At 63.7% G+C, this 24,257-nt stretch carries 17 protein-coding genes; 8 read left to right on the forward strand and 9 right to left on the reverse strand.

Annotated features, from left to right (window positions below):
* Positions 1-870: TonB-dependent receptor plug domain-containing protein (locus HLH36_RS02695; protein ID WP_182984976.1), on the reverse strand; the 870-nt coding region annotated here is incomplete at its 3' end.
* A 399-nt stretch (positions 871-1,269) separates the two neighbouring features.
* Here HLH36_RS02695 and HLH36_RS02700 point away from each other — a divergent pair.
* The 3 genes from HLH36_RS02700 (at position 1,270) to HLH36_RS02710 (ending at position 5,535) form a co-directional block, all read left to right on the forward strand.
* Positions 1,270-3,132: a pyrroloquinoline quinone-dependent dehydrogenase gene (locus HLH36_RS02700; protein ID WP_182984977.1), complete on the forward strand. Its 1,863-nt coding sequence runs from the start codon at positions 1,270-1,272 to the stop codon at positions 3,130-3,132.
* Positions 3,133-3,227: 95 nt separating this feature from the next.
* Positions 3,228-4,172, forward strand: coding sequence for a transporter (locus tag HLH36_RS02705; RefSeq protein ID WP_246376374.1), 945 nt, complete (start codon positions 3,228-3,230; stop codon positions 4,170-4,172).
* A gap of 379 nt (positions 4,173-4,551) precedes the next feature.
* A complete protein-coding gene (locus tag HLH36_RS02710; protein WP_182984978.1) occupies positions 4,552-5,535 on the forward strand; it encodes a helix-turn-helix domain-containing protein in 984 nt (327 codons plus the stop codon).
* A 100-nt stretch (positions 5,536-5,635) separates the two neighbouring features.
* Here HLH36_RS02710 and HLH36_RS02715 read toward each other — a convergent pair whose 3' ends face one another.
* The 7 genes from HLH36_RS02715 to HLH36_RS02745 all read right to left on the reverse strand — a co-directional run bounded on the left by HLH36_RS02715 (position 5,636) and on the right by HLH36_RS02745 (position 15,251).
* Complete coding sequence (locus HLH36_RS02715; protein ID WP_182984979.1) at positions 5,636-7,039, reverse strand: FAD/NAD(P)-binding protein; 1,404 nt, start codon at positions 7,037-7,039, stop codon at positions 5,636-5,638.
* On the reverse strand, positions 7,036-8,406 hold the full coding sequence (locus HLH36_RS02720; protein ID WP_182984980.1) for an LLM class flavin-dependent oxidoreductase: 1,371 nt from the start codon (positions 8,404-8,406) through the stop codon (positions 7,036-7,038). Before HLH36_RS02720 ends, HLH36_RS02715 begins: the two co-directional genes overlap by 4 nt.
* An 11-nt stretch (positions 8,407-8,417) precedes the next feature.
* Positions 8,418-10,574 (reverse strand): TonB-dependent receptor family protein, encoded by a 2,157-nt coding sequence (locus HLH36_RS02725; protein WP_182985346.1) that lies wholly within the window; start codon positions 10,572-10,574, stop codon positions 8,418-8,420.
* Positions 10,575-10,843: 269 nt separating this feature from the next.
* Positions 10,844-11,377: a flavin reductase gene (locus tag HLH36_RS02730; protein ID WP_182984981.1), complete on the reverse strand. Its 534-nt coding sequence runs from the start codon at positions 11,375-11,377 to the stop codon at positions 10,844-10,846.
* A 25-nt stretch (positions 11,378-11,402) separates the two neighbouring features.
* On the reverse strand, positions 11,403-12,581 hold the full coding sequence (gene ssuD / locus HLH36_RS02735) for an FMNH2-dependent alkanesulfonate monooxygenase (protein ID WP_182984982.1): 1,179 nt from the start codon (positions 12,579-12,581) through the stop codon (positions 11,403-11,405).
* A gap of 1 nt (position 12,582) precedes the next feature.
* The gene (locus tag HLH36_RS02740) at positions 12,583-14,025 is read right to left on the reverse strand and encodes an LLM class flavin-dependent oxidoreductase (protein ID WP_182984983.1); all 1,443 of its coding nucleotides are present in this window, start codon (positions 14,023-14,025) and stop codon (positions 12,583-12,585) included.
* Positions 14,022-15,251, reverse strand: a complete 1,230-nt coding sequence (locus HLH36_RS02745; RefSeq protein ID WP_182984984.1) for an acyl-CoA dehydrogenase family protein — start codon at positions 15,249-15,251, stop codon at positions 14,022-14,024. Before HLH36_RS02745 ends, HLH36_RS02740 begins: the two co-directional genes overlap by 4 nt.
* Positions 15,252-15,662: 411 nt before the next feature.
* Here HLH36_RS02745 and HLH36_RS02750 point away from each other — a divergent pair, with 411 nt between their 5' ends.
* From HLH36_RS02750 to HLH36_RS02770, 5 genes are read left to right on the forward strand one after another with little or no spacing between them, the layout of a single operon-like run.
* Positions 15,663-17,318 (forward strand): ABC transporter substrate-binding protein, encoded by a 1,656-nt coding sequence (locus HLH36_RS02750; RefSeq protein WP_182984985.1) that lies wholly within the window; start codon positions 15,663-15,665, stop codon positions 17,316-17,318.
* Complete coding sequence (locus HLH36_RS02755) at positions 17,315-18,265, forward strand: ABC transporter permease (RefSeq protein WP_220792687.1); 951 nt, start codon at positions 17,315-17,317, stop codon at positions 18,263-18,265. The genes HLH36_RS02750 and HLH36_RS02755 overlap by 4 nt, the downstream gene beginning before the upstream one ends.
* Positions 18,262-19,128 carry an ABC transporter permease gene (locus tag HLH36_RS02760; protein ID WP_182984987.1) on the forward strand — a complete coding sequence of 289 codons (867 nt, stop codon included), beginning with the start codon at positions 18,262-18,264 and terminating at the stop codon, positions 19,126-19,128. The genes HLH36_RS02755 and HLH36_RS02760 overlap by 4 nt, the downstream gene beginning before the upstream one ends.
* A complete protein-coding gene (locus tag HLH36_RS02765) occupies positions 19,125-20,723 on the forward strand; it encodes a dipeptide ABC transporter ATP-binding protein (RefSeq protein ID WP_182984988.1) in 1,599 nt (532 codons plus the stop codon). The genes HLH36_RS02760 and HLH36_RS02765 overlap by 4 nt, the downstream gene beginning before the upstream one ends.
* Before the next feature lie 31 nt (positions 20,724-20,754).
* Positions 20,755-21,732, forward strand: coding sequence for an aldo/keto reductase (locus tag HLH36_RS02770; RefSeq protein WP_182984989.1), 978 nt, complete (start codon positions 20,755-20,757; stop codon positions 21,730-21,732).
* A gap of 46 nt (positions 21,733-21,778) precedes the next feature.
* Here HLH36_RS02770 and HLH36_RS02775 read toward each other — a convergent pair whose 3' ends face one another.
* Positions 21,779-24,172 carry a TonB-dependent receptor gene (locus HLH36_RS02775; RefSeq protein WP_246376378.1) on the reverse strand — a complete coding sequence of 798 codons (2,394 nt, stop codon included), beginning with the start codon at positions 24,170-24,172 and terminating at the stop codon, positions 21,779-21,781.
* Positions 24,173-24,257: the final 85 nt, after the last annotated feature.

Here is a 24,257-nt window from a genome sequence, read left to right on the forward strand (position 1 = left end):
CGCCATCTGGTTCGGCGCGGTAAACTGCGCCCTGGGATCGGCGCGCAGCAATTCCACCGGCGAGGTTCCCGGCCCGTTCAGCACCGAATTGGCCAGGTCGAGGCTGCCATGTACTTCCGTCGCCTGCCCCTTCCAGCCAAGGTCCGCATACAGGCTCTGGATGTCGGTACTTTGCAGGTCCCGCCAGCCCTCCTCATGCACCTCCCGGCCGGCGACATAAAAACCCCAATCGCCCCGGCGCGCGGCATAATCGCCCTGGGCCACGATCCGTCCGAACGAACCGCCGGACAGATCGGCCTCACCACCGGCGGCGGTATTGAATGCGTTCTTCATCCGGACATTCAGCGCACCGCCCAACGCGTTCAGGCCGAAGACGGGGTTCGGCCCCTCCACCGCCACCCGCTCGATCGCCAGATCCGGGATCAGGTCCCAGTTCACCGTGTCGCCAAAGGCCTGGTTGAAACGCACACCATCAAGATAGACCGCGACACCCTGCGACGTGCCCTGCAACGGCGACGCCTGGAAGCCGTTCATGACGATGGTCGGCTGATACGGATTCCCCGCCGGCGCATTGAGGCTGATACCCGCCAGACGGCTGTCCAGCGCATGCAGCATGTCGGCGGTCCCGGCCCCTTGCAGGTCACGCGCGGTCAGGATGGCGGTCGCGGCCGGCAGACGGTCGCGGTCGATGCCGGAACCGGGCAATGGCGAGGTTCCGATGACGGTGATGTCCTCCGCCTGCACGCCGGCGGACACGCCACCCGGGGCCGCTTCCGGCGCCGTCTGCGCCAGCACCGCGCGGGCGGGCAGAAAGCAGAGCGTGACCGAGGCCAGATACAGGACCTTCCGTCCGATCCTTTTTTCAAACATTCCTTATTACCCGATGCATTTCTAAATATGATAAAATGATCACACCGGCATTTTGCCATATCCGCCTTGCAAGCCGGCACGGAACGGCTGGCTTGGCTTTCCATCCTTGCACGATGTCGATTCGACCTCGTATCATTTCTTATCGTGTCATCAACAAATAGTGGGACCGGGTCTTTTCGTTAATCGCCGAACCCTATTCGAAGACCATTCCGATATCAGCTTTCCAGGTTTTCATAGTCACCATCCTTCACTTTCATCCATATCTGCCGGCATCACGTTCTTGTGTCTGAATTGATTTCTCATTCGAAGTAGAGAATTCCGCTTTCGATCTGCCGACACCTTGTTTGGCGGTCATTTTCCGCGTTGGTTTCATCACCAGTCGCAGGAAAGTCCAGAGAAATGTACATTTTTTCTAAAAGCAGCATGTCCACCAGAAAAAAGCTTCTAGCGACCGCCGCCGCGGCACTCATTAGCGGAGGAGGCATCGGAAGCGCACTAATCTACAAATATTGGTTCGATCTCGTGCCGCCGGCCGGACTCGTCATCAACTGGTTCCGGACGATCGGGCAAGCGCCCGGAACATTGGCAACCGAAACTGCATCGTCATCCGCCCCCGTATCCGCCCATGCGGATTCCACTGTGACGGAAGCCCTTCTCAAGCCCGACACGTTGGTGACGGAAACCGCCCAGGAGACAGCGTCGCCAGGCGCCACACCGGAAACGACGGAGGACTGGCCCAGCTACAATAAAACACTAACGTCCCAGCGCTTTTCCAGCATGACCCAGATCAACACAACCAATGTCAAAAATCTGAAAGTTCAATGCACGTACGATACCAAAGAATATACCAGCTTCGAAACGGGTCCCCTCATGGTGGACGGCGCTCTGATCGGTACAACCGAACATGACATATTTTCGCTCAATCCAGCGAATTGCCACGAAAACTGGCGCACGCACGAGGAATTTCCGGCTGCCTTGTTGCGGGTCAACCGTGGCGCCGCTTATGCGGACGGCATGCTCTACCGTGGCACATCGCATGGCGACGTGATCGCCTACGACTTCAAAACCGGAAAGCGGCTGTGGACAACGAATATCGGCAATGGCGCCGCCGGCGAGTCGGTTCCGGCAGCGCCGATCGTGTGGGGCGGGCGGGTCTATATCGGTAACGCCGGCGGCGACGTGAAGGGCGTAAAGGGCCGGATGTATGCGCTCGATGCCAAGACCGGCCATATTATCTGGGAATTCTACATGGTCCCCAGGGAGCCGAATGATCCCACCCGTGGCCCACAAGGCAAGACACCGCTCGACCTCTCGACGTGGAAGAACCCCCCAGGCATGCCGATTACCGGAGGCGGCACCTGGACATCGTATTCCCTCGATCCCGATACGGGCGAATTGTACATTCCCGGCGGAAATCCGGCACCCGACTACGTTACGGCCACGCGCGAGGGCAAGAATCTCTTTTCCGATTCCATCGTGGTGCTGGACGCCGCGACTGGCGAATATAAGCGTCATTATGAGCTTTCAAAAAAAGACTGGCATGACTGGGATGCCTCCAATCCTCCTGTCCTGCTTCAGACCCGGAACGGCAGGAAGCTTCTCGCCGTAGCGCCCAAGAACGGCTACCTGTACGGTTTCGACATAGCGACAGGCGGGCTCCTGTACAAGACTCCGGCAACGAGAATCGAAAATGCTGACGCTCCCTTCGAAGTCGGCAAGACAGTTCATTTCTGCCCCGGTTCTGTCGGAGGCGATGAGTGGAATAGCCCAGGCTACGATCCCAGGACCAATCTCGTCATGGTGGGCGAAGTCGAATGGTGCGGCAGCGTGACCGCACAGAGCGATGCACAACTGAAAAAAGTCAGCCCTGGCGAGCCATGGTCCGGAATGGACACCCATAACCCGTACCATATGTTCAGCGCACCGGATTCGGCGGGACAGTGGGCAGGATGGCTGTCCGGCATCGACGCAGACACTGGCGCATGGAAATGGCGCGTCAAGACCAACTATCCGATTCAAAGCGGAATTACGCCCACCGCGGGCGGGCTGACTTTCTTCGGCGACATGGGAGGCTATTTCTACGCACTTGATTCAGAGACCGGAAAGAAGCTCTGGGGCCAAAAGATCGATGGCGCCATCGGCGGCGGCGTGATCACCTATACCTTTGACGGGTCGCAGAAGATCGCCGTAGCAACTGGCTTCACCTCCATCCTCTGGCCGACCGTTCCGACCACGGGAAAGATCGTCATTCTCGGTCTGTAATCCCTCCCCGCCGGCCTGATCCCGCTGTTCCGCGGGATTCCAGGTCCAATAATAGGCGGCCCCTTCCGTGGCGTTGCTGAAAGTTGGAGATAACGATGGCATGCCATCTCGATATCGATACGAGCCGAAGAAGAAGGGATGCTCCCATGCACGCTCTACGTGCCAGACGGGGGAAGTGCGGCCTGCTGTGGCTTGCTGTCTCGTTAGCCGGCACGTACGAATTCCCTTCGGCCAGAGCGTCCGACATCACGCTCGATGTCATCGGACCGCATGAATACGAACTCCCGATCGATTTCAACAAGCCCTGGGATATCCTGGTACAATATGTCAATGGAAACGCTGCCGGGTCCGTCTACAATACCATGGGACAGAGACAGGCGCGGGGCGGTTCCCATACATGGCAGGGCATGTCGAAATGGGTACATTTCTGGAAATTCAGAGGCATCCCCAATGTTGGCTTTGGGTGGGAACTTATTCAGGTCGAAAACTATGTTTTAGCTGATGGGACCAATTACGGAGGCCTCGGTCCTACGATCTCGGGACCAGTTGTCTGGTTCAAGCCGAACAGGAAGAGCACGTTCGGAATGCAGGCGTTCATGCAAACTCCGTCCGGCACGCGCGATGCATTGTCTACCAATTACTGGTCGGTCAATCTCAACCTCGTATTTGATTATGAATGGAAAGATTTCAGCTTCGACGGTGATGTGGGAACGGTTGTCGGGGCGACTCTGCATGAGACAGATCGACACAGCTACACACCCGGCACGACCTTTTACACCAACCTTCGCTTCAGTTGGAAAGCCAGCAAGGTCGCCGAGCCATTTTTTGCCCTCGACTGGCAGAATGCCGGCGGCCTGTACGATCATACTGCCGGAAACTGGGTTTCGGATTCCAGCAGCCGCGAAATCGCGCTTGGCGTGGGAATGATGTTTCCTCTGACCCGGTCGCTCACCTTTACCACGCGCTATTCCCATTCCGTTGACGGACGGAACGTTCCCGAAACAAATGCATGGTTCGGAAAAATTATCTACGTTTTCTAACGACTATCCGCCCACAGTGGTTCATGGATCGGTCCCTCGTTTTATGCTTTGGCGGACGTCCTTATCCGATCAGCCGGCACCGGCTGATCGGAGGATGCTCCCATTACGATAAATATCCACCACTATCCGGACCTTCCCTTTCTTCTTTCGACATTTCAATACCGTACACACATTCGGCATTTCGCAACGAATTCTGCAGACTGGCGATGGCGTAAATACATGAAACATCAGATGGAATCCGCGAGATGGGATGCAACGATGAAGAGAGGCACCAGATATTCTAACGAGAGTTTGAAAAATCAGACATTGGCCACTCTTAAAAATAGCATATATAAGCATGCACAATAATATATACAGCTCGGCATTCTGGCGGTGCGGCATGTTCGATAACGCTCTGGAAGACAAAGAATCGCTCTATCGCGTTGAAGAAACTCGCGAATGGGAGGTAGCCCGTTCGTTCTGCGGCCTGACATACGCGCCTCTTGAGGCCATTCCCCTGATCAAGGGATCAAAGCCGAACGCTGTTCTTAAACGCCTGCAATGTAATGATATTACGTTCAGCCGTTTCTGCTTCGGCACCCCTACGCGAGTGGAAGATTTCGATCCAAAGGCAGGGAATATCATTGTCGTCAATACATTGCGCGGCAATGTTCGCCATCCTCTCACAGGTCAAACCCATGCCGATACAAAGGCGGGAGAAAGCTATGTCGTCGACAGCAGCCGAACGGATTATTGGAATATCGCAAGTGGGGATGATCTTCAGCTTAACCTGACCATACCGCATAGCTTGATGGAGGCGATTTCAGAACGATGGTACGGCTTCATTCCCGGCGACGATTTCTGGAAAAGGCGCATTGTCTTTGGGGGAAAAAGCTCCGCCTGGCTTTCCCTTCTGAATTATACGATCCAGTCGGTATCCACGCTTTCGGAGCCAGACGAACTCATCGCCAGGAAGGCCAACGAGCTGCTTTGTATCGACCTGTTGCATAATTGGGCAAAAGGAGCGGGACTCTGCCTTGAAAGCGGAGCACGTTCCGCCGCACCGCACTACGTACGTGACGCGGAAAAACTGATGACCCTACAGGCAAAGCAGAATCCGACCATTCTGGATATTGCCGCCCAACTGAGCATCAGCGCCCGCAGTCTGTCTGCTGGCTTCCGAGAGTTCCGCGGCATAACGCCCCATAGCTACATGCAGGCGAAAAGGCTCGAAGCATTGCACGAGGCCCTGGTCGAGGCGGCTCCGGGCGAGACAGTCTCCTCGATCGCCAGATCCTTCGGCTATGTCAATATGAGTGCGATGGCCGTTGCCTATCGCAAGCGTTTTGGGCGCAATCCCCTCCATACATTGCGTCGCAGATAAGAATGCCCCCGGAGCGCTTTTGGTCCTGAGAACAGGTCCACATCTCACCTTGACATGCCCAGGCTGTTCCGCTGCGGCCCTATTTCACCACGACCTGACATCATCCGATTAGGTAGCGACCGGCCTCCTTCCCCACCCCCAGAATGGCCGCCGCAATCCTCTCCGCATTCGCCGTCACTTCCGGCAACCCCATCAATTCCCCAAACGCCCCCCGCGACAACGGCCCGGCGACGAACAGGCTCGCCACCACGTCCCCCGCCGCCGACACGGCATGTCCCTCCCGATCGGTCTCCACCCCCAGTCCCACCGGGTCGGCCCGCAGCACCCCCCGCCGGGCCAGACCGGCCAGAAAGGGCTGCGAGGACAGGATATGCGCATGATCCGGCCCGGTAGTCGTCACCACCCCGTCGAACGATACGACTTCCGGCTCCCCGCCCCGCGGGCGCAGCGTCACGGCAAATCCCTCCCCCTGCCGGGCAGAAGCCTCGATCCGCCCGGCCAGCACATGCAGCGTTCCCTCGGCAATCCGCCGCTGCAGCACCCGCTCCACCTGCGGCGCGATACGAAAGCGCCGCGTATCCCAGAACGGCCGCACATGCCGCACCAGCCGCCGCCGCTCCACCACCGGCAACGCCGCCCAGATCGCCCCGGCCTGCCGCCGCACGGCGTTGAAAATGGTCTGCCACGGCCGGTCGGGATCGTCGCGCAACGCCTGCCGCACCCGGCGCAGCACGCCGCGCGCCGTCGGTGCCGGATCGGTGGAAAAATCCCCCCACGCATCGGTCACATCGCTCAGATCCGCCTGCGACACCTGCCCCCGGCGCGACAGCGCCACGATCTCCCCCCGATGCCCAGCCGCATCCAGCGACGCCACCACATCCGCCATGCTCAACCCGGTGCCCACGATCAGCACCCGGTCATCGGCCCCGATCGCCTCCAGCGCCCCGACCGCCCAGGGATCGACGACCAGCCCCTCACACCCCACCAGCCCGGCCAGCGCCGCCGGCGGCGCCGGCGCGGGGTGCGAGGTCGCGATCACCACGATCTCGGCCTCTTCCCGCGCGCCATCGTCGGTCGCGATCCACCATCCGCCCTCCGGCCGGGGCGCGACCTCCGCCACGCGGGCCCGCCGATGCACCACCTGCCCGCCGGCCAGGCGCGGCGCCAGCCGCGCCGCCACATAGCGGCCGAACACCGACCGCGCGGGATAGGCCGCCCCGTTGGGCAGCACGGCATCCGGGTCAGCCTCCAGCGCGCCATCCGCCCGCAGCCAGGCGTGGAAATCATCCGGCACCGCCGTCGTCAGGCTCATCCGCGCGGCCGGCACATTGATGCGGTGGCGCGGATCGCGCGCGCCATACGCCACACCCTGCCCCAGCGCCTCGCGCGGCTCGAACACCGTCACCGGCGGCAGGCCGGCCGCCTTGTTCGTCAGATGCCACGCAATGGCGGCGCCGCTGAAGCCGCCGCCGATAATGGCAATCCTGGGCAATGTCTCGCTCATGCCGTCTCCGTACGACGCACGCGGCCGGCCGGATGGTCCGCCCCCAGCCGGTCCCCGCGTCCGAACAGTTTCTCACGCAGGCTGCCGGGACGATAGGCCCGCTTGTAGATGCCGCGCCGCTGCAATTCCGGCACCACGAATTCCACCACATCGGCAAAGCTCTCGGGGGTGACGGCATAAGCCAGGTTGAACCCGTCGACACCGGTGCGGACAACCCACTCCTCCAGCAGGTCGGCAATCCGCTCCGGCCCGCCGACTATGGTGGTGCCCATGCCGCCGATCGCCGCATGCTCGGCCAGTTCGCGCACCGTCCACACCTTGCCGGGGTCCTGCACCGTCAGCGCATCGACGGCGGAATGGATCGCATCATTGCGGATATGCCGCACCGGATCATCCGGCGCGTAGCGCGAGAAATCGATCCCCGTCCACCCCGCCAGCAGGGTCAGCGCCCCCTCAAGGCTGACATGGCTGCGATACTCCCGCCATTTCGCCTGCGCGGCCTCGTCATCGGGGCCGGTAATGATCGTCAGCAGCGAGAAGATCAGCGGATCGCCCGCATGCCGCCCTTCCTGCCGGGCCCGCGTCCGCAGATCCGCGACACTCCCCGCCACCACTGCCGCCGAAGGCCCGGCCACGAACACGCATTCCGCATGCCGCGCGGCAAAGGCACGGCCGCGGGAGGACGCCCCGGCCTGATAGAGAACCGGCGTGCGCTGTGGCGAGGGCTCGCACAGATGAATGGCATCCAGCCTGAAATATTCGCCTTCATGCACGATGCGATGCACCTTGGCCGGATCGGTGAAGATCCCCCGCGCCGCATCGCGCAGCACCGCATCGTCCTGCCAGCTTTCCTCCCACAGGCGATAGACCAGATGCAGATATTCGTCGGCAATGTCATAGCGCGTGTCATGCGCCACCTGCCGTGCCTGCCCCGTACCCCGCGCCGCGCTGTCCAGATAGCCGGTCACGATATTCCAGCCGATCCGCCCCCCGGTGAGATGATCCAGCGTCGACATCCGCCGCGCGAACGGATAGGGCGGCTCGAAAGACAGGGTAGAGGTCAGGCCGAAACCCAGATTCTCCGTCACCGCCGCCATGGCCGAAATCAGCATCGCCGGATCATTGACCGGCACCTGCGACGCATTGCGCAGCGCGGCGTCCGCATTGCCCCCATACACATCATACACCCCCAGCACGTCGGCCAGGAACAGCCCGTCGAACAGGCCGCGCTCCAGCAGCCGCGCCAGATCGGTCCAGTAGCGGATGGTATTGTACGTCCCCGACCGGTCGCGCGGGTGTCGCCACAGGCCGCTGGCCTGGTGCGACACGCAATTCATATCGAAGGCATTCAGCCGGATCTCGGTCATGGCCCGGCCCCTCAGTTGAAGCCCAGCGACAGGCCGGCAAACACGCCCAGCCCATCACCCGGCTGCATCACCGCCAACTGCTTGCCCGCCGCGATATAGCCGGGCACGACGATGGCCGCGTAATGCGTGTTGGCAAGGTTATTGACGCTGAGGAAGACCTGCCGATGCTTGCCCGGCCACTCATAGCCGACATTCAGATTGTAGATGTGATAGGACGGCGCGAAATAGGTCTCGTCATACGCGGCCCCGACCTTCGACGACACCTGGGCGTTGAACCCGGCATAGAATCCGGTCTTGGTGTCGAGATGAATCTCGCCCTGATAGAAATGTTCCGGAATGCCCGGCAGGCGGTTGCTGCCGAACACCGCATCATGGCGGAAGCGGAAATCCTGCCACGTATAGGCCTGCCGCAGCGACAGCGTATTGCCCGCCCATGCGTACAGCGTGGTTTCCAGCGAGGCCTCGACACCCTGATGCGTGGTGGGCGACGCATTGCCGTAGATCGAGGCCCCGATGGCCTGCGATGCCGGCGTCATCACCGACAGCAATTCGTTGCGCACGTCGGAATGGTAGTAGGTCAGGCTCCACTTGTTCCGCCACGCGTGCCCGGTGGTGCCGATCTCATACGTCGTGGCCGTCTGGTTGCGCAGCTTGCCGGCGCCGGAATTCATGCCCGCCTGCGGGATGTTGCCGGTAAAATACGGACCGGCATAATTCAGGTTCCAGTCATTGGGCGGCTGAATGCTGCGGCTGACATTGCCATACAGCTCCACATGCGGGCTGATGACGTAGCGGAACCCGCCACGCGGCACAAAATTGACCGATGATTCCTTGAAGTTCGCCCCGGCCGCCGTATACGGATACGGCACGCCCGACGATTTCTGGATAAACGCCACCGCGGCCGCCGTCGTCAGCCAGAAATCATGGAACAGTTCGGTATTGTTCCGAAGATGGAAATAATTCTCCGTCCCGCCATAGGTCACATGCCGCAGCACCTGCCCCATCGGCAGTCCCGCCAGATGCCCGGTCGCGACCCGCACCCGATTGGTCTGCCACGCCTCCAGGTCCGACGTGTCCATGAATCCCAGTTGCGTATCGCTCTTATGCCCGGCCAACACGTCATGGCGCGTATAGTTCAGTGTCGCGGCCACCGTCTTGTAACCCCAGATCTGGCTGAAACTCGTATTCTGGATGTCGATCGGCGCGTCCTGGTAATCGAACCCCAGTTCCAGCTTCGACCGGTCGTCGATCCGGATCGTGGTCATGTTGCCGTAGAATTTGCTGCCTGGCTGGATACGCACCGAATGCCAGGCCCGATAGGGCGCCTGCGCCTGCTTCGGATTTGCCAGAATCTGGTCCCGCGTCAGATAACCCGGATACCCGTTCCGGGTCTGCCGGTAGCGGAAGAAGAAGCGCGTCGAAACCCGGTCGTTGAAACGATAGCCGAAATTGGCATTCACGCCGAAACTGTTCGCCTGCGTCTCGGTCTGGTACCCGCCCCGGTAGGAATTGGTCACGCTGATATAATAATCGGCCTTGCCGATCACCTTGCCCGAGCTGAGCTGTTCCTTGTTGTAGCCGAAACTGCCGGCCTCGACGCGCGCCTGATAGGTCTGCGCATCATAGCCGGTCTGGGTCACGTAATTGATGCCGCCGCCCAGTTGCAGCCCGCCATAATCGAACGCATTCGCGCCACGCAGCACTTCCGTATAGCGCAGCCCCAGCGGCTCGAACAATTCATAGGGCGTGCCGGCAGGCGTGGTCACGGGCAACCCGTCGAACATCATCAGGATGCCCGAGCGGAAATAATTGGTGCCGACCTGAATCCCCGACCCACGGATCGAAAGCCGCAGCCCGTCCCCCCCGCCCGAGGACTGGGCGAACACGCCGGGCTGAAACGCCAGCGCGTCCGCGTTGGTCAGGTTCCGCCCGCGCAGCACCTGCTTGGCATCGATCACCGTCGCGGCCCCCGGCAGACTGTCCAGTTGCGCCCGTGCCTGATCGGCGGGGGACAGGCGATGGGTCGCGACAACGATATCCTCGCCCTTCACAGGGGTCGCCGCCGGCGCCGTTTTCCGAGCGGGCGCCGCATGGGGCGCATGGTCCGCGGCCCGGCGCGCATGGCCGTCGTCAGCCCATGCGCTGGCCGCCAGCGGGCCGGCCTGCATCAGGGCCAGCGCCGATGGGCCCAGCAATAACCTGGCGGATTGCGAAAACCGGCCCGCCCGCCGGGGCCAGGCGGAACGATGCGAAAAGGAACGGGGCATGATACTCGATATCCAGACTCTGAAGGAATGATCGCAGGATTTCGAATTTACGCACTCATTGTCGTCGTTATTTCTCTTGCGACAAAAAGCACATATCTTCTTTGTTTCTTTTTATATTCGCGATTTTTATCGTGGATTACGGACGCGCGCTGTCCGCACCAGGCCTCCGGTCAACAGGATGCCGGCAACACGGCATAGCGCCGGGCAAACCACACCAGCCCGTCCGTCTGCTCGCCCGCCAGATGCACATCCAGCACCTGGGCAAACACCACCGTATGCGTGCCGGCTTCCACAACCCGCTCCACCCGGCATTCGAAGGTCGCCAGCGCACCGTCCAGAAGCGGCGCCCCGGTCACGCCCCGCTGCCAGCGCGCGCCGGCAAACCGCTCATCCATTGTCTTCGACCGGCTGCCGAAGGCCGAGGACAGCGCCTGCTGCGCCCCGCCCAGCACATTCACCGCCAGCACCCCATGATCGAGAACGTGCGGATGCGCGCTGGTGGTGCGATTGATGCAGACCAGCAGCGTCGGCGGCGCGTCCGACACGCTGCACACGGCCGTCGCGGTAAAGCCATGCCGCCCATTCCCGCCATCGGTGGTGACGATGGTCACGGCCCCGGCCAGCAGCGCCATGCCGTCGCGGAAACGCTGCGCGGATTCGGCTTCAAGGGCGCCAGGCACCGGCGCCTTTACGGAAATGTTCATGTCACGCGATCCTTCGGGTCAATGTTCAGGCCGCGCGATGGCTGGCGCCGCCGCCGGGCCGATGATCGCCGGCAATCGTCTCGCCGAACGGCCCCATATTGCTGATCGAAGCTGCCCCCCGCACCGGATGCGCCGTCGGCAGCAACGGCAGCACCAGTTCGCCGAACTGATAGGCTTCCTCCAGATGCGGATAGCCAGAGAAAATAAAACTATCGATGCCCAACCTGCGATATTCGTCGATCCGTTCGGCCACCGTCGCCGGATCGCCCACCAGCGCGGTGCCCGCGCCGCCGCGCACCAGCCCCACGCCCGCCCACAGGTTCGGACTGATTTCCAGCCTGTCGCGCCGGCCGCCATGCAGGGCGCTCATGCGCGCCTGCCCCACGGAATCCATCCGGGCAAAGACCTTCTGCGCCTCCGCAATGGTCGCATCGTCCAGATACGAGATCAGCCGGTCCGCCTCCGCCCACGCCGCCTCGTTCGTCTCCCGCACGATCACATGCAGCCGGATGCCGAACGACACCTGGCGCCCCTGCGCCTCGGCCCTGCGCCGCACATGCGCGATCTTCTCGGCCACCTGCGCCGGCGGCTCGCCCCAGGTCAGGTATTTGTCGATATGCGTCGCCGCCACCTCCACCGCCGCCGGCGACGACCCGCCGAAATAGAGCGGCGGCCCGTTTTCCTGAAAAGACGGGAACAGCAGGCGCCCGTCCTCGATCCGGAAATGCGGGCCCGCGTGATTCACCGTCTCCCCCCGCAGCAGGGCGCGATAGATCTCCAGGAACTCGTCGGTGATCGCATACCGTTCGGCATGGTCGGCAAAGAACCCGTCGCCGGCATTCTCCTTCGGGTCGCCGCCGGTCACGATATTGATCAGCAGCCGCCCCTGCGAAATCCGGTCCAGCGTCGCCGTCATCCGCGCCGAAAGCGTGGGCGATTGCAGGCCCGGCCGCACCGCGATCAGGAATTTCAGCCGTTCCGTGCTCGGCGCCAGCGCCGACGCCACCACCCAGCTATCCTCGCAGCTACGGCCGGTCGGGATCAGCACCCCGTAATAGCCCAGCGAATCCGCCGCCCGCGCCACCTGCTGCAGATAGGGCAGGTCGACCGGCCGCCCGCCCTTCTGCGTGCCCAGGTAACGGGAATCGCCATGCGTCGGCAGAAACCACAGGACGTTAATCTTCTCGGGGATCGCGACACTCATGTCAGGATGCCTTGTTCTGGATCAGGTCTGGAAAAAGCGGCGGTGTCGGCGTGGCCAGCGCCGCCGGGTCGCGATAGCGCCCGGCGGCATGCCGGGCCGGCAGGCGCGCCTGCCCGGCACCGAACAGCCGCTCGCGTAATGTCTCGTCGGGCGCATAGGCGGTGCGATAGCGCCCGCGCGCCTGCAACTCCGGCACGATCAGGTCGATGAAATCCCGCGCGGTGTCGAAGGAATGGTACTGGCGCAGATTGATGCCGTCGATGCCATCCACATCCAGCCAGGATTCGATCGCATCGGCCACCCGCCCCGGTTCGCCGGCAATGAAATAGCGCCCTTCGTCGAACCGGCCGATCTGCTCCAGCGCGCTGCCCACCGTCTGCTCGGGCCGGAACCGCCGGCCCATATTGCCGAAGCGCGCACCCTCGCGCTTCAGCACGCTCTCGATCGTATCGTTCGGGTCATAGCGACGCAGATCCACTTCCGACTGCGCATGGATCAGCGCGCCTTCCAGGCTGTAGAATTCCCGATAGGCCCTCAGCTTTTCCTGCGCCGCCCGCTCGGTCGGCCCGGTGATGATGCCGGCCTGCACGATAAAGCGGATATCGTCTGGCCGGCGGCCAAAGGCCTGCGCCCGCCTGCGGGTGGCCGCGATGTTGCGGCGCACATCCTCGGTCGTCTGTCCGCCGATAAACACCACTTCCGCATGGCGCGCGGCATATTCCAGCCCCGCCGCCGATCCGGTGGCCTGAAACAGCACCGGCGTGCGCTGCCGCGACGGCTGCACCAGATGCGGCCCGGCCACCTGGAAATGCGCACCGTGATGATCGATGGCCCGCACCCGCGACGGATCGGTAAAGATGCCGGCCGCCCGATCGGCGACGATCGCGTCGTCGTCCCAGCTTCCCTCCCACAGCTTGTAGAGCACATCGATATATTCGTCGGCGATCACATAGCGCTCGTCATGCGGGATCTCGTCCTCCAGCCCGAAATTCCGCGCGGCGGATTGCAGGTAGGAGGTCACGATGTTCCACCCGACGCGCCCGTTCGTCAGCACGTCCAGCGTCGCCATGCGCCGCGCGAAGGCAAAGGGCGGCTCATAGGTGGTCGAAAAGGTCACGCCGAACCCGACATGTTTCGTCACCGCCGCCATCGCCGGCACCAGCATCAGCGGGTCCAGGTTCGGGATCTGCACCGCCTGCCGCAGCGCCGCCGCCGTGCCGTCGCCAAACCGGTCATAGGTCCCGACCACATCGGCCAGGAACACGGCATCGAACAGCCCGCGCTCGGCAAGCTGCGCCACCTCGGTCCAATACGACAGTTCGGAAAAACGATGGCGGTTATTGCCAGGTGCGCGCCACATGCCATGCACGATATGACCGACGCAGGCCATCTCGAACAGGTTGACGTGCAATTGCCGCCGCGCGGGAGTCTCCTGCGTGCTCATGCCGTGCGCTCCGTCGTCGGCGAGGCAGGCCGCCAGATCGCATCCAGCGCCGTGCCGTTCAGTTCCAGGTCCCCCAGCGCCCGCGCCCGCTGCACCGCCGGATTGTGCGAGGCCAGCACACGCGCATTGCGCCAGTGCCGGTCCAGCCCCAGCGAGGACGCGGTGGCCGAAGCCCCGCCGACCTCGAACAGGCGCGTCGTCGCCTCCAGCGTCTGCTCCAGCACGATCTGCTGCGCCTGGAAGGCGATGCGCTCCGCCTCGTCATAGAGCGGATGTTCCGTCACGCCGGCATCCCACGCCTCGGCGCCACGCTCCAGCGCGCGCGCCACATCCTCGACCAGCGCCGAGGTCGAATAGGCCAGCGCCGACAGCCGGCCCACCACCTGCTGCACCAGCGGATCATGGCGCTGGCTGACCTTGCCCGGCACGCCGAAGGTCCGCGTGCGCGGCCGCACGAACGCCACCGCATCGCGCAGCGCCGCCCGGCCGATCCCCGCCAGCGTCGCCAGATGGAACAATTGATAATAGGCGGTCAGGAAACTGCTGCTCGGCACAAGGTCGAAGGACGACCGCGCCAGGATCTGCCCGTCCGACACCGCAACCCCGTCGAAGCGCGTGGTCCCGCTGCCGGTCAGCCGCTGCCCGAACCCGTCCCAATCGTCGTCCCGGGTCACGCCGGGCGCCGTGGCCGGCACCGCCAGACGCACGCGCTCGCCCGCCTCGTCGGCCACGACGATAATCCAGTCGGCATAGAGCGTGCCGGTCGAATAATATTTGGTCCCGTCCAGGCGCCAGCCCTCACCCTGCCGCGTCAGCGTGGTGCTGGTGCCCGTACTGTCGGTCAGTTCCGCCATCGCCGCGCCGAACAGCGCGCCATCCACGATGCGCGCGTACCAGGATGCCGAGCGCGCCCGGTCGGGCTCGTGCCGCAATCCCTCGATAAAGGCGAAATGGGCCCGCACGATCTGCGGCAGGTTGGAATCCGCCGCCGCCAGTTCCGTCAGCAGGCGAAAAATCTCGACCAGCCCCACCCCTGCGCCACCGGCCTCGCGTGGCACCCGCAGGGTCCCGAACCCCACCTCACGCAGCCATGCCACCGCCTCGTAGGGAAGAACGCGCCCTTGCTCGCGCGCCACCGCGCCCTTGGCGATCCGCGCGAACACCTCCCGCAATCCCCCCTCCGTCGGGGCGACCGGGGCCGGCGCATCCTGTGTCAATGCGTCCATCGTCTTCCGGGACCTTCCGCCATAAACAACGACTTTTTTGCGTAATTAATTTACGCATGGCGGAGGATTATAAACGATTCACAATGTGTCAATACACATATCACGAAATCGCTATCGACACCGACGATGGTGTCATATAACAAACTGAAATATAATACTTAAATTATTCTTATCACTTTTTTCTTCCGCCCCCTTCCATCCCTTCCTCATCCATTTCAGATCGGCAGCGGCACCAAGGGAGCATACTCCTTGTCGCAGGACATGCACCTGCCACCCCCACAACCCCGCCCCAAATTACACACAAAAACATGATATATTCCACTTGAGATTGCCGAATAACACGATAGAAATCGTCAAAGTCCGATGGAACTGACGATATTGCGGGGCGCCCAAGCCCTTGGAAGCCTGTCGATGCGCCCCTTGCCCTTCCCCGCCCTGCCACGCCGCGCATTATGGCTCGGGGCTGCCGCACTGCTGCTGGCCACGACAGGCTGCCGCCGCCATCAATCCCGCACCACGGCGCACGAACCGGTCCAGGGTGGCACCCTGATCTACGCAACCGACCGCGAGCCGATCTGCCTCGACCCGCACGTACAGGGCGACATGCCGCAGGTTTTCCTTGCAGAACAATATCTTGACTCACTGGTGGCGATGGACCGATCAGGCCACATCCTGCCGTGGCTCGCCACCGCCTGGACGGTGTCCGATGACGGGCGGACCTACACATTCCACCTGCGCCACGACGTCACCTTCACCGACGGCACGCCCCTGACCGCCGAAGCCGTGCGCGCGAACCTCGACCACATGGCCGACCCGCACACCCAATCCAGCACCGCCGGCGGCTACATCAAGCAATATGCCGGCACCGACATCATCGACACCTACACCGCCGCCGTGCACCTCAGGACCCCTTACGCCGCCTTCCTCGAAGTGCTGGCACAGGGCTTCCTCGGCATCGAATCCCCCCGCGCCCTGGCCCGCCCGCGTGACGAAAACTGCCAGAATCCAGTCGGCTCAGGCCCATTCCGCATCATACGCTGGGACCATCAGAGCCAGATCGTCCTGGCACGCAACCCGGCCTATCACTGGGGGCCGCCCACCGCCCTCCATACCGGCCCGGCGCGGCTGGACGGCATCGAATGGCGGATCATCCCCGAAGCCTCGGTGCGCTTCGCAGCCCTGCAGGCCGGCGAGGTCGATGTCATCGACTCCCTCCCGCCCGAAGCCGAAACCCCGGCCCAGCGCAATCCGGACCTCTGGCTGCTGATGGCCGACCGGCCCGGCAACCCGACCAACGGCACGCTGAACATCAAGCGCGTACCGTTCGACGATATCCGGGTGCGCGAGGCCTTCATCCGCTCCGCCGACATCGACGGCGCGCTGGCCAGCGTCTTCTTCCATCACTACCGCCGTGCCGGCGGCCCGCTCAGCCCGACCACGCCATTCTATAGCCCGGCCTTCGAGCATCACGCCGACTACGACCCCGACCGGGCGCGCGCGCTGCTGGACCAGGCCGGCTGGACCGGCCGCACCGCGGAGGGCATCCGCACCCGCGACGGCCGCCCCCTGGTGGTCCACATCCCGCTCAAAGCCTCGCTCTCCGCCGCCGAACGCACGCTGTGGGAACAGGTACAGGCCACCGCCCGCGCCACCGGCTTCGACGTCAGGCTGGAAAACGGCGACGACACCACAATCCTCGAACGCGAGGGGCATTGGGATTACGACGTTCGCATCGGCTACTGGAACACCAACACCGCCGACGTGCTGCGCATCGTCTTCTCCTCCGCCTTCCTCGGCGCCGCCGGCGTCGGCGGCCACCACCAGAACGAGGCCGGATTCAGCGACCCCGCCTTCGACCGGATCGTGAACGACGCGCTGCTGACCACCGATCCTGACAAGCGGCGCGCGCTCTATCTGCAAGCCCAGACCATCGCGGCACAGAATTTCCTGCAGATCACGACCTATCCGCAAAGCACCCGCCTCGCCTTGTCGCGCGCGGTACACGACGTCCGGCTCGAACCGTCGCTGAACGTGACCAGCCTCTATGATTCATGGGTGACGCGATGACCCACCTTCTCCACCGCGCTGTCCCGCGCTTCCTCGGGCGCCTGCTGGGCGGCCTTCTCGTCCTTCTGGCAGCCGCCAGCCTGACCTTCGCCTCCCTGCACCTCACGCCGGGCGATCCGGTCACCGCCATTCTCGGCGGCGCATCCGCCAACCCGACGCCGGAGGCCATCGCCGCCGCCCGTCACGAATACGGGCTGGATCGGCCGATCATGGTGCAGTACGCCCTCTACATCGCCCGCATCGCGCGCGGTGACCTCGGCCAGTCCTTCTCCCAGCATATGCCCGTCATCGCGGTGCTGCGCGCCCAGGCCCCCCCGACACTGGCGCTGATGGCGTCATCCCTGGCCGTGGCGTGGCTGCTGGCGCTGCTCTCGGTGGTGCCCACCGCCCGGCGCGGCGTGGCGGCGGCCATCGCCTCGACGCTGGAGACGATCGGTGCCGGGCTGCCGCAATTCTGGCTCGGCATCCTGCTGCTGTGGGGGCTGGCCTTCGAATGGCGGCTGCTGCCGCCGGCCGGCAATCACGGCCTGCCGGCGCTGGTGCTGCCTACTCTATCCCTGGCCATCCCGCTGGCCGGCTTCATCGCGCAGGTGATGCGCGAATCCTTCGATCTGGCGCTGGACCAGCCCTTCATCCTCACCGCCCGCGCACGCGGGCTGGGCGATGGCGCGGTCCGACTGCGCCACGCTTTGCGCCACGCGCTGCTGCCCTGCGTCAGCCTCTCGACCTGGGCCGTGGGGGCGCTGGTCGGCAACGCGGTCGCGATCGAGATCATCTTCTCGCGGCAGGGGCTGGGGCGCGAGCTGTTCCTGTCCGTCGCCACGCACGACATGCCGCTGGTCTCGGGCATCGTCCTGTTCATCGCGCTCACCTACATCCTGGCCGGCGTCGCCGCCGACACACTTTATGTCCTCATCGACCCCAGACTGAAGGGAACGCGCCCATGACGAGCCTGTCCCTCGCCCCCTCCATGGCCCGCCTGCCATCCCGGCGCCGCCTGCCGCGCCCTGGCCAGCTTGGTCCGGTGGCCGCGATCCTGTTCCTGATGCTGCTGGCCATCGCCGCCCTGGCCCCGCACCTGCTCGCCCATGCCGACCCGCTGGCCATCGCCCCGCGCGACGCCTTCCAGGCCCCTTCAGCCGCCCATCCGTTCGGCACCGACCAGTCCGGCCGCGACATCCTGGCGCGGGTGGTCTATGGCGCCCGGCAGTCATTGGCGCTGGGCTGCGGCGCCATCACGCTGTCGCTGAGCATCGCCACCATTCTGGCCCTGATCGGCGGTCTGGGCGGCCGGCTTGCCGAACAGGGCGTGCGCTGGCTGATCGATATCCTGTTCGCCTTTCCCGTGCTGGTGCTGGCGCTGCTATGCACGGCCACGTTGGGCAGCGGCATCGGCCCGCTGATCGTCGCCATCGGGGTGGGCAGCGCGGCAGGCTATACACGCATGGTGTTCGGCCAGGTGCTGTCGGTGCGCGACGCGGGCTATGTCGAGGCCGCGCGGGCGCTGGGCCACGGTCCGGCGCGGATCGTCGTCCGCCATATCCTGCCCAATGCCTTCCGCCCGCTGGTCGTCACCGCAACCATGGGGATCGGGCAGACCGTCGTGTGGTCGGCCGCGCTCTCCTTCCTCGGGCTGGGCGCGCCGCCGCCGGCGGCGGAATGGGGCACGATGCTGTCGATGGGCCGCGATTTCATCGCCGAAGCCTGGTGGATGACCTTCTTCCCAGGCCTAGCCATCGTGCTGACCATGCTCTCCACCACCGTCGCCGGCCGCGCCCTGCAACGCGCTATCGAAGGACGCGGGCCATGACGCTGGAAGTCGAAAATCTCTCAGTCTCCTTCCCCACCCCCACCGGCGAGCATGTGGCGGTGCATGACCTGTCCTTCTCCCTGCGACCGGGGCGCGTGGTGGCACTGGTCGGGGAATCCGGCTCCGGCAAGAGCGTCACCGCCCGCAGCCTGATCGGCCTCGCGGGGCCGACGGCCCGGGTATCGGCGCAGAGATTGTCGCTGGGCGGGCAGGATCTCCGCCGCCTGTCGCCGCGCGACTGGCGCGCATTGCGGGGCCGGGATATCGGCATGGTGTTGCAGGATGCCCTGGTGGCGCTGGACCCGCTGCGCCCTGTGGGGCGGGAAATCGCGGAATCCCTGTCCGCGCACAAATGGGGCGCACGGGCCGGACGAAACCAGCGCGTGCAGGACCTGCTGGAACAGGTCGGCATCCCCGAACCGGCACTGCGCGCCCGCCAGCGCCCCGGCGAACTGTCCGGCGGCCTGCGCCAGCGTGCCCTGATCGCCAGCGCCATCGCGCTGACCCCGCCCTTGCTGATCGCGGACGAACCGACCACGGCGCTGGACCCGTCGGTGCAGGCGCAGATCCTGCGCCTGCTGGGCCGGCTACGCGAAGGCGGCACCGGCCTGCTGCTGATCAGCCATGATCTGGGCTTCGTCTCCCGCCTGGCCGACCATGTGGTCGTGCTGCACAATGGCATGGTGGTGGAACAGGGCGAGACCGCGCGCGTCCTAGGTCGTCCCGTCCATGCCTATACAAGGACGCTTCTGGACGCCGACCCAGTGCGCCACCCGCCCCGCATCGTCACACCGCAAGGCACGGATACGCCACCGCTGCTGACGGCCCACGACCTGTCGCTCAGCCGTCGTGGCCCGGACGGGGTGGCACGACGCATTCTGTCCGATGTCGGATTCAGCCTTCACCCGGGCCGCACGCTGGGCCTGATCGGGGAATCGGGCTCGGGCAAGACCACCATCGCCCGCATTGTCATGGGCCTGACCCAACCCGATACCGGGGGGGTGACGTTCATGGGTGAGCGGTGGGTCCGGGGCGGGCGCCATGGAGTGCCGGAAGGGGCGCGCCGCCCGCGCCGCCGCGCGATGGCCATGATCTATCAGGACCCGCTGGGCTCGTTCGACCCACGCTGGACAGTACGCGAGATCCTGGCGGACGCGCTGTCGGCAGGCGGCGACCCCTCCGGTGATCGCGACCACGCCATTGCCACCCTGCTGGACCGCGTCCGCCTGCCCCCCGCCATCGCCGCACGACGACCGGCCGGCCTGTCGGGCGGACAGCGCCAGCGGGTGGCGATCGCGCGTGCGGTGGCGGTACGCCCGGCGCTGATCGTCTGCGACGAACCGGTCTCGGCGCTGGACGTTTCCGTGCAGGCCCAGGTGCTGGACCTGCTGGAGGAATTGCAGCGCGAGCTGGGCATGGCCTATCTGTTCATCTCGCATGATCTGGGCGTCATCCGCCGGATGTGTGACGATGTGCTGGTGATGCAGGCCGGCCGGATCGTCGAGGGCGGCCCGGCGGCGCAGATCCTGACGGCCCCTCGCCACGTCTTCACCCGCACCTTGCTGGACGCCGCGCAAGACCTGTCCGCCGCCTGACCGGCGGCGCAACCGAGAAGGAACCTCCGGCATGGATTATATCCGACTGGGCCACACCGGCCTGCAGGTCTCGCGCCTCTGCCTGGGCTGCATGACCTACGGCCTACCCGATCGCGGCAACCATTCCTGGACGCTGGACGAGGAGCGCAGCCGCCCCCTGATCCGTCAGGCGCTGGAAGCCGGGATCAATTTCCTCGACACCGCCAACAGCTATTCCGACGGCACGTCCGAGGAAATCGTCGGCCGTGCGATCCGCGATTTCTCGCGGCGCGAGGATGTCGTGCTGGCAACCAAGGTCTTCTTCCCCACCTGCCCCGGACCGAACGGGTCGGGCCTGTCCCGCCGCGCCATCCTGGCCGAGATCGACAACAGCCTGCGCCGCCTGGGCACCGATTACGTCGATCTGTACCAGATCCATCGCTGGGACCCGCATACGCCGATCGAGGAAACGCTGGAGGCCCTGCACGACGTCGTGAAGGCGGGCAAGGCGCGCTATATCGGCGCCTCGTCGATGTTTGCCTGGCAGTTCGCCAAGGCGATCTATACCGCCCGCCTGCATGGCTGGACCGAATTCGTCAGCATGCAGAACCATCTGAACCTTTTGAACCGCGAGGAAGAGCGCGAGATGCTGCCCTTCTGCCGCGATCAGAAGATCGGCATCCTGCCCTGGAGCCCATTGGCGCGGGGCCTGCTGGCACGCGACTGGCGCGAGCGTACCACACGGCAGGAAACCGACAATGTGCTGCATAATCTGTATAACCACACCCAGACCGCCGACCGGATAGTGATCGACGTGGTCGGCCGCATCGCCCAGACGCGCGGTGTGCCGCGCGCCCAGGTGGCCCTTGCCTGGCTGCTGCAAAAGCCCGGCATCACCGCGCCCATCGTCGGCGCATCGAAACCCGACCATCTGGACGACGCGCTCGCGGCACTGGACCTGAGGCTGGACCATGCCGAAATCGCGGCGCTGGAAGAGCCCTACATCCCCCACCCCGTCGCCGGCTTCTGAAACCTGCCAGAACATCCGCGCCGGTGGCGATCCGGCGCGCGCTTTCCTAAAAGCCGGTCGTGGCCGTTACCATCATCGCGAACGTGCTGGCGATCAGATAAGCCGGGGCGCCGGAGGAATCGATCATGTTGCCGCGCACACCCATGGTCGGGTTGGTGTTGTTCGACAGGCTCTGAATGCCCGACCGGTAATGCCAGCTTGCCAGATTATACATGTTCAACTGGATCTGCGGATGCTTCAGCCGCCACATATCCGGCAGGCGATAGCCCAGCGTCATGTCGATCTGGCCATGGGCCGGCAGGGACTCCTGATCCATGAAATCGGAATATTGGCGCCCGATCCAGCGATACATGAAATTGCCGAAGATATGGCTGTCATCGTAGCTCAAGGCAGCGCTGGTCGTCCATTCAGGGGCCATCGGCGCCCGCTTGCCGGCGGTGGGCAGGTAATCGAGCGCGCCGTTATCCGCCGTCGCGGGCAGATTGTTATCGGTCCGGGCATAGAGATACTCGCCCGACATGTACGGGCTGAAATGATGCCATGGGCGCAGGCCGAATTCCACATCGGCGCCGCGCACGGTCTGGCCGCCGGCATTCATCGAAACACCGGCGAAGGAGCTACCATTGACGATGGTATTGGTGGTGATGTTGCGGTTGGTAAAATTGTAATTGAACAGATTGATCGTCAGGTTGTACAGGCCGAAATGCCGGTAGCCGAGTTCCTCGGAAATTGCGAATTCCGGCTTCACCGACCCGCCGATACCCATCGTGTTTCCCGGCACGCCCGAGAAATAGGAATTGGTCGTCGGCATACGAAAACTCGTCGCCACGTCGAAAAAGACCTGATCATGGTCGTCGATCATGTAGCTGCCTGACAGGCGTGGCAGCGGCGTGGCGTAATTCGTACTCACATCATAGGGCACCGCATTGTCGTAATTGTTGGTACCCGCGCGATTCATCATGACATATTTGAACCCGGCATTCAGCTTCAGGCGGTCGTTCAGCCATGAAGTGGAATCGCTGACATACAATCCGACGGATTGCGTGATCATGTGATAGTTCAGGAACAGATTATATTCATACCCGTTCGGAAATTTCAGTCCGTAGGAACCCCATGTGTTCGGCGGATCGCCGTTCGGCCCCAGCTGGCTGATATTGGTCACCTCGGCATCATCGTAATAATCGTAGAACGCGCCTAGGCTGAGCGTCTGATGGCGGCCCACCTTGTAATCCAGATGGCCGGTGATGCCCGGATGATATTCCCGCATCAGGTAATACCCGTCACCATGGAAGGATTGCGTTCCCGAATCGTCATAAGCCAGACCCGGATAAGGCAGGACCAGATTCTCGTTCTGTCCCGTGGAAGGATTGTAATTGTTGACCGGCATGTCCCACTGACCCATGCCGCTGCCGCCGCTGCCCCAGTACAGATAGGGCGTGATATGCAGCGACAGGTTACGCGTCAGCGTGAAATGCATGGGCGCCACCAGGATCAGGCTGCGCCAGTCGCCGACCTCGGTCTGCCAGTAGCTGCCGGCCTCGTTCGTCTCGAACGGATTCGCGGTGTAATTGAAGCTGTTGCCCGATTGCCGCCATTGCTGCGCCGTCACCGGAGCATAGACCGGCTGATTGTTCTCATTATAGGCCTCGACGAAGGAAATTGAATTTCCCTGTCCCCACTCCTTCATGAATTTCGAATCGATATGCCGCCTCTGTCCCCGGCCAGGACCACGCCAGGTGCCATAGGTCGCGTTGGAATAGGAGATATAGCCACGTAAGCCTGTATTGAGGATATCGCCTGTATTCATGCGGATGAATCCACGATTCGTCTTGTGCGATCCATAGGAATAATCGACCAGCCCGCCGAAATTGTGCGACGGATCGACCGTCCGGATATTCATCTGCCCGCCGGTGGCGCTGACCAACGGTGCGTTGATGTCCGATGTGCCCTGGGAGAGCTGCACTTCCTGATAGTTCTCGGTGTCGCCCCATTGCGAGGTATAGGGATCGTAGGCCGAAATGTCGGCGATCGGCGCGCCGTCGTACAGATAGCCGAGTTCCGACTGGTTCATGCCGCGCACATTGACCGATGTCTGGTCCGACAGGCCGAACGGGTCGGATGAGGCGATATTGGTACCCGGCGCGAACTGAATCATCTGCGCGGCCGAGGTGATGGGTGCCAGCTTGGCGATGAAGTCACGCCCGACGGTGGTGATGGCCTTGGCCTCGGTCTGCTCGCTCATCATTCCGCCGCCGGGCGCCCGGCCTGTCACGCCGTCGGCGCTCTCTACGGGATTGCTGCCGGTGACGGTAATGGTCTCCGTCTTCGGGCGGGGGGCTTCCACCACCGGGCGCTTCGCGGGCTGGTCCTGCCCGGCCACCGCCGTCTGGGCCCAAGCACGCGAGGTACCATTGGCGGAAAGCGCCGTACCGGCGATCAACAGAGAGAAAACAAACCTCGACGACAATCCAATCCCCTTCCCAGCTTCCAGCAGGACGACACGATCCCCGCTTTATGACGAAATC

The organism is Gluconacetobacter aggeris, from assembly GCF_014174395.1.
GTDB lineage: Bacteria > Pseudomonadota > Alphaproteobacteria > Acetobacterales > Acetobacteraceae > Gluconacetobacter > Gluconacetobacter aggeris.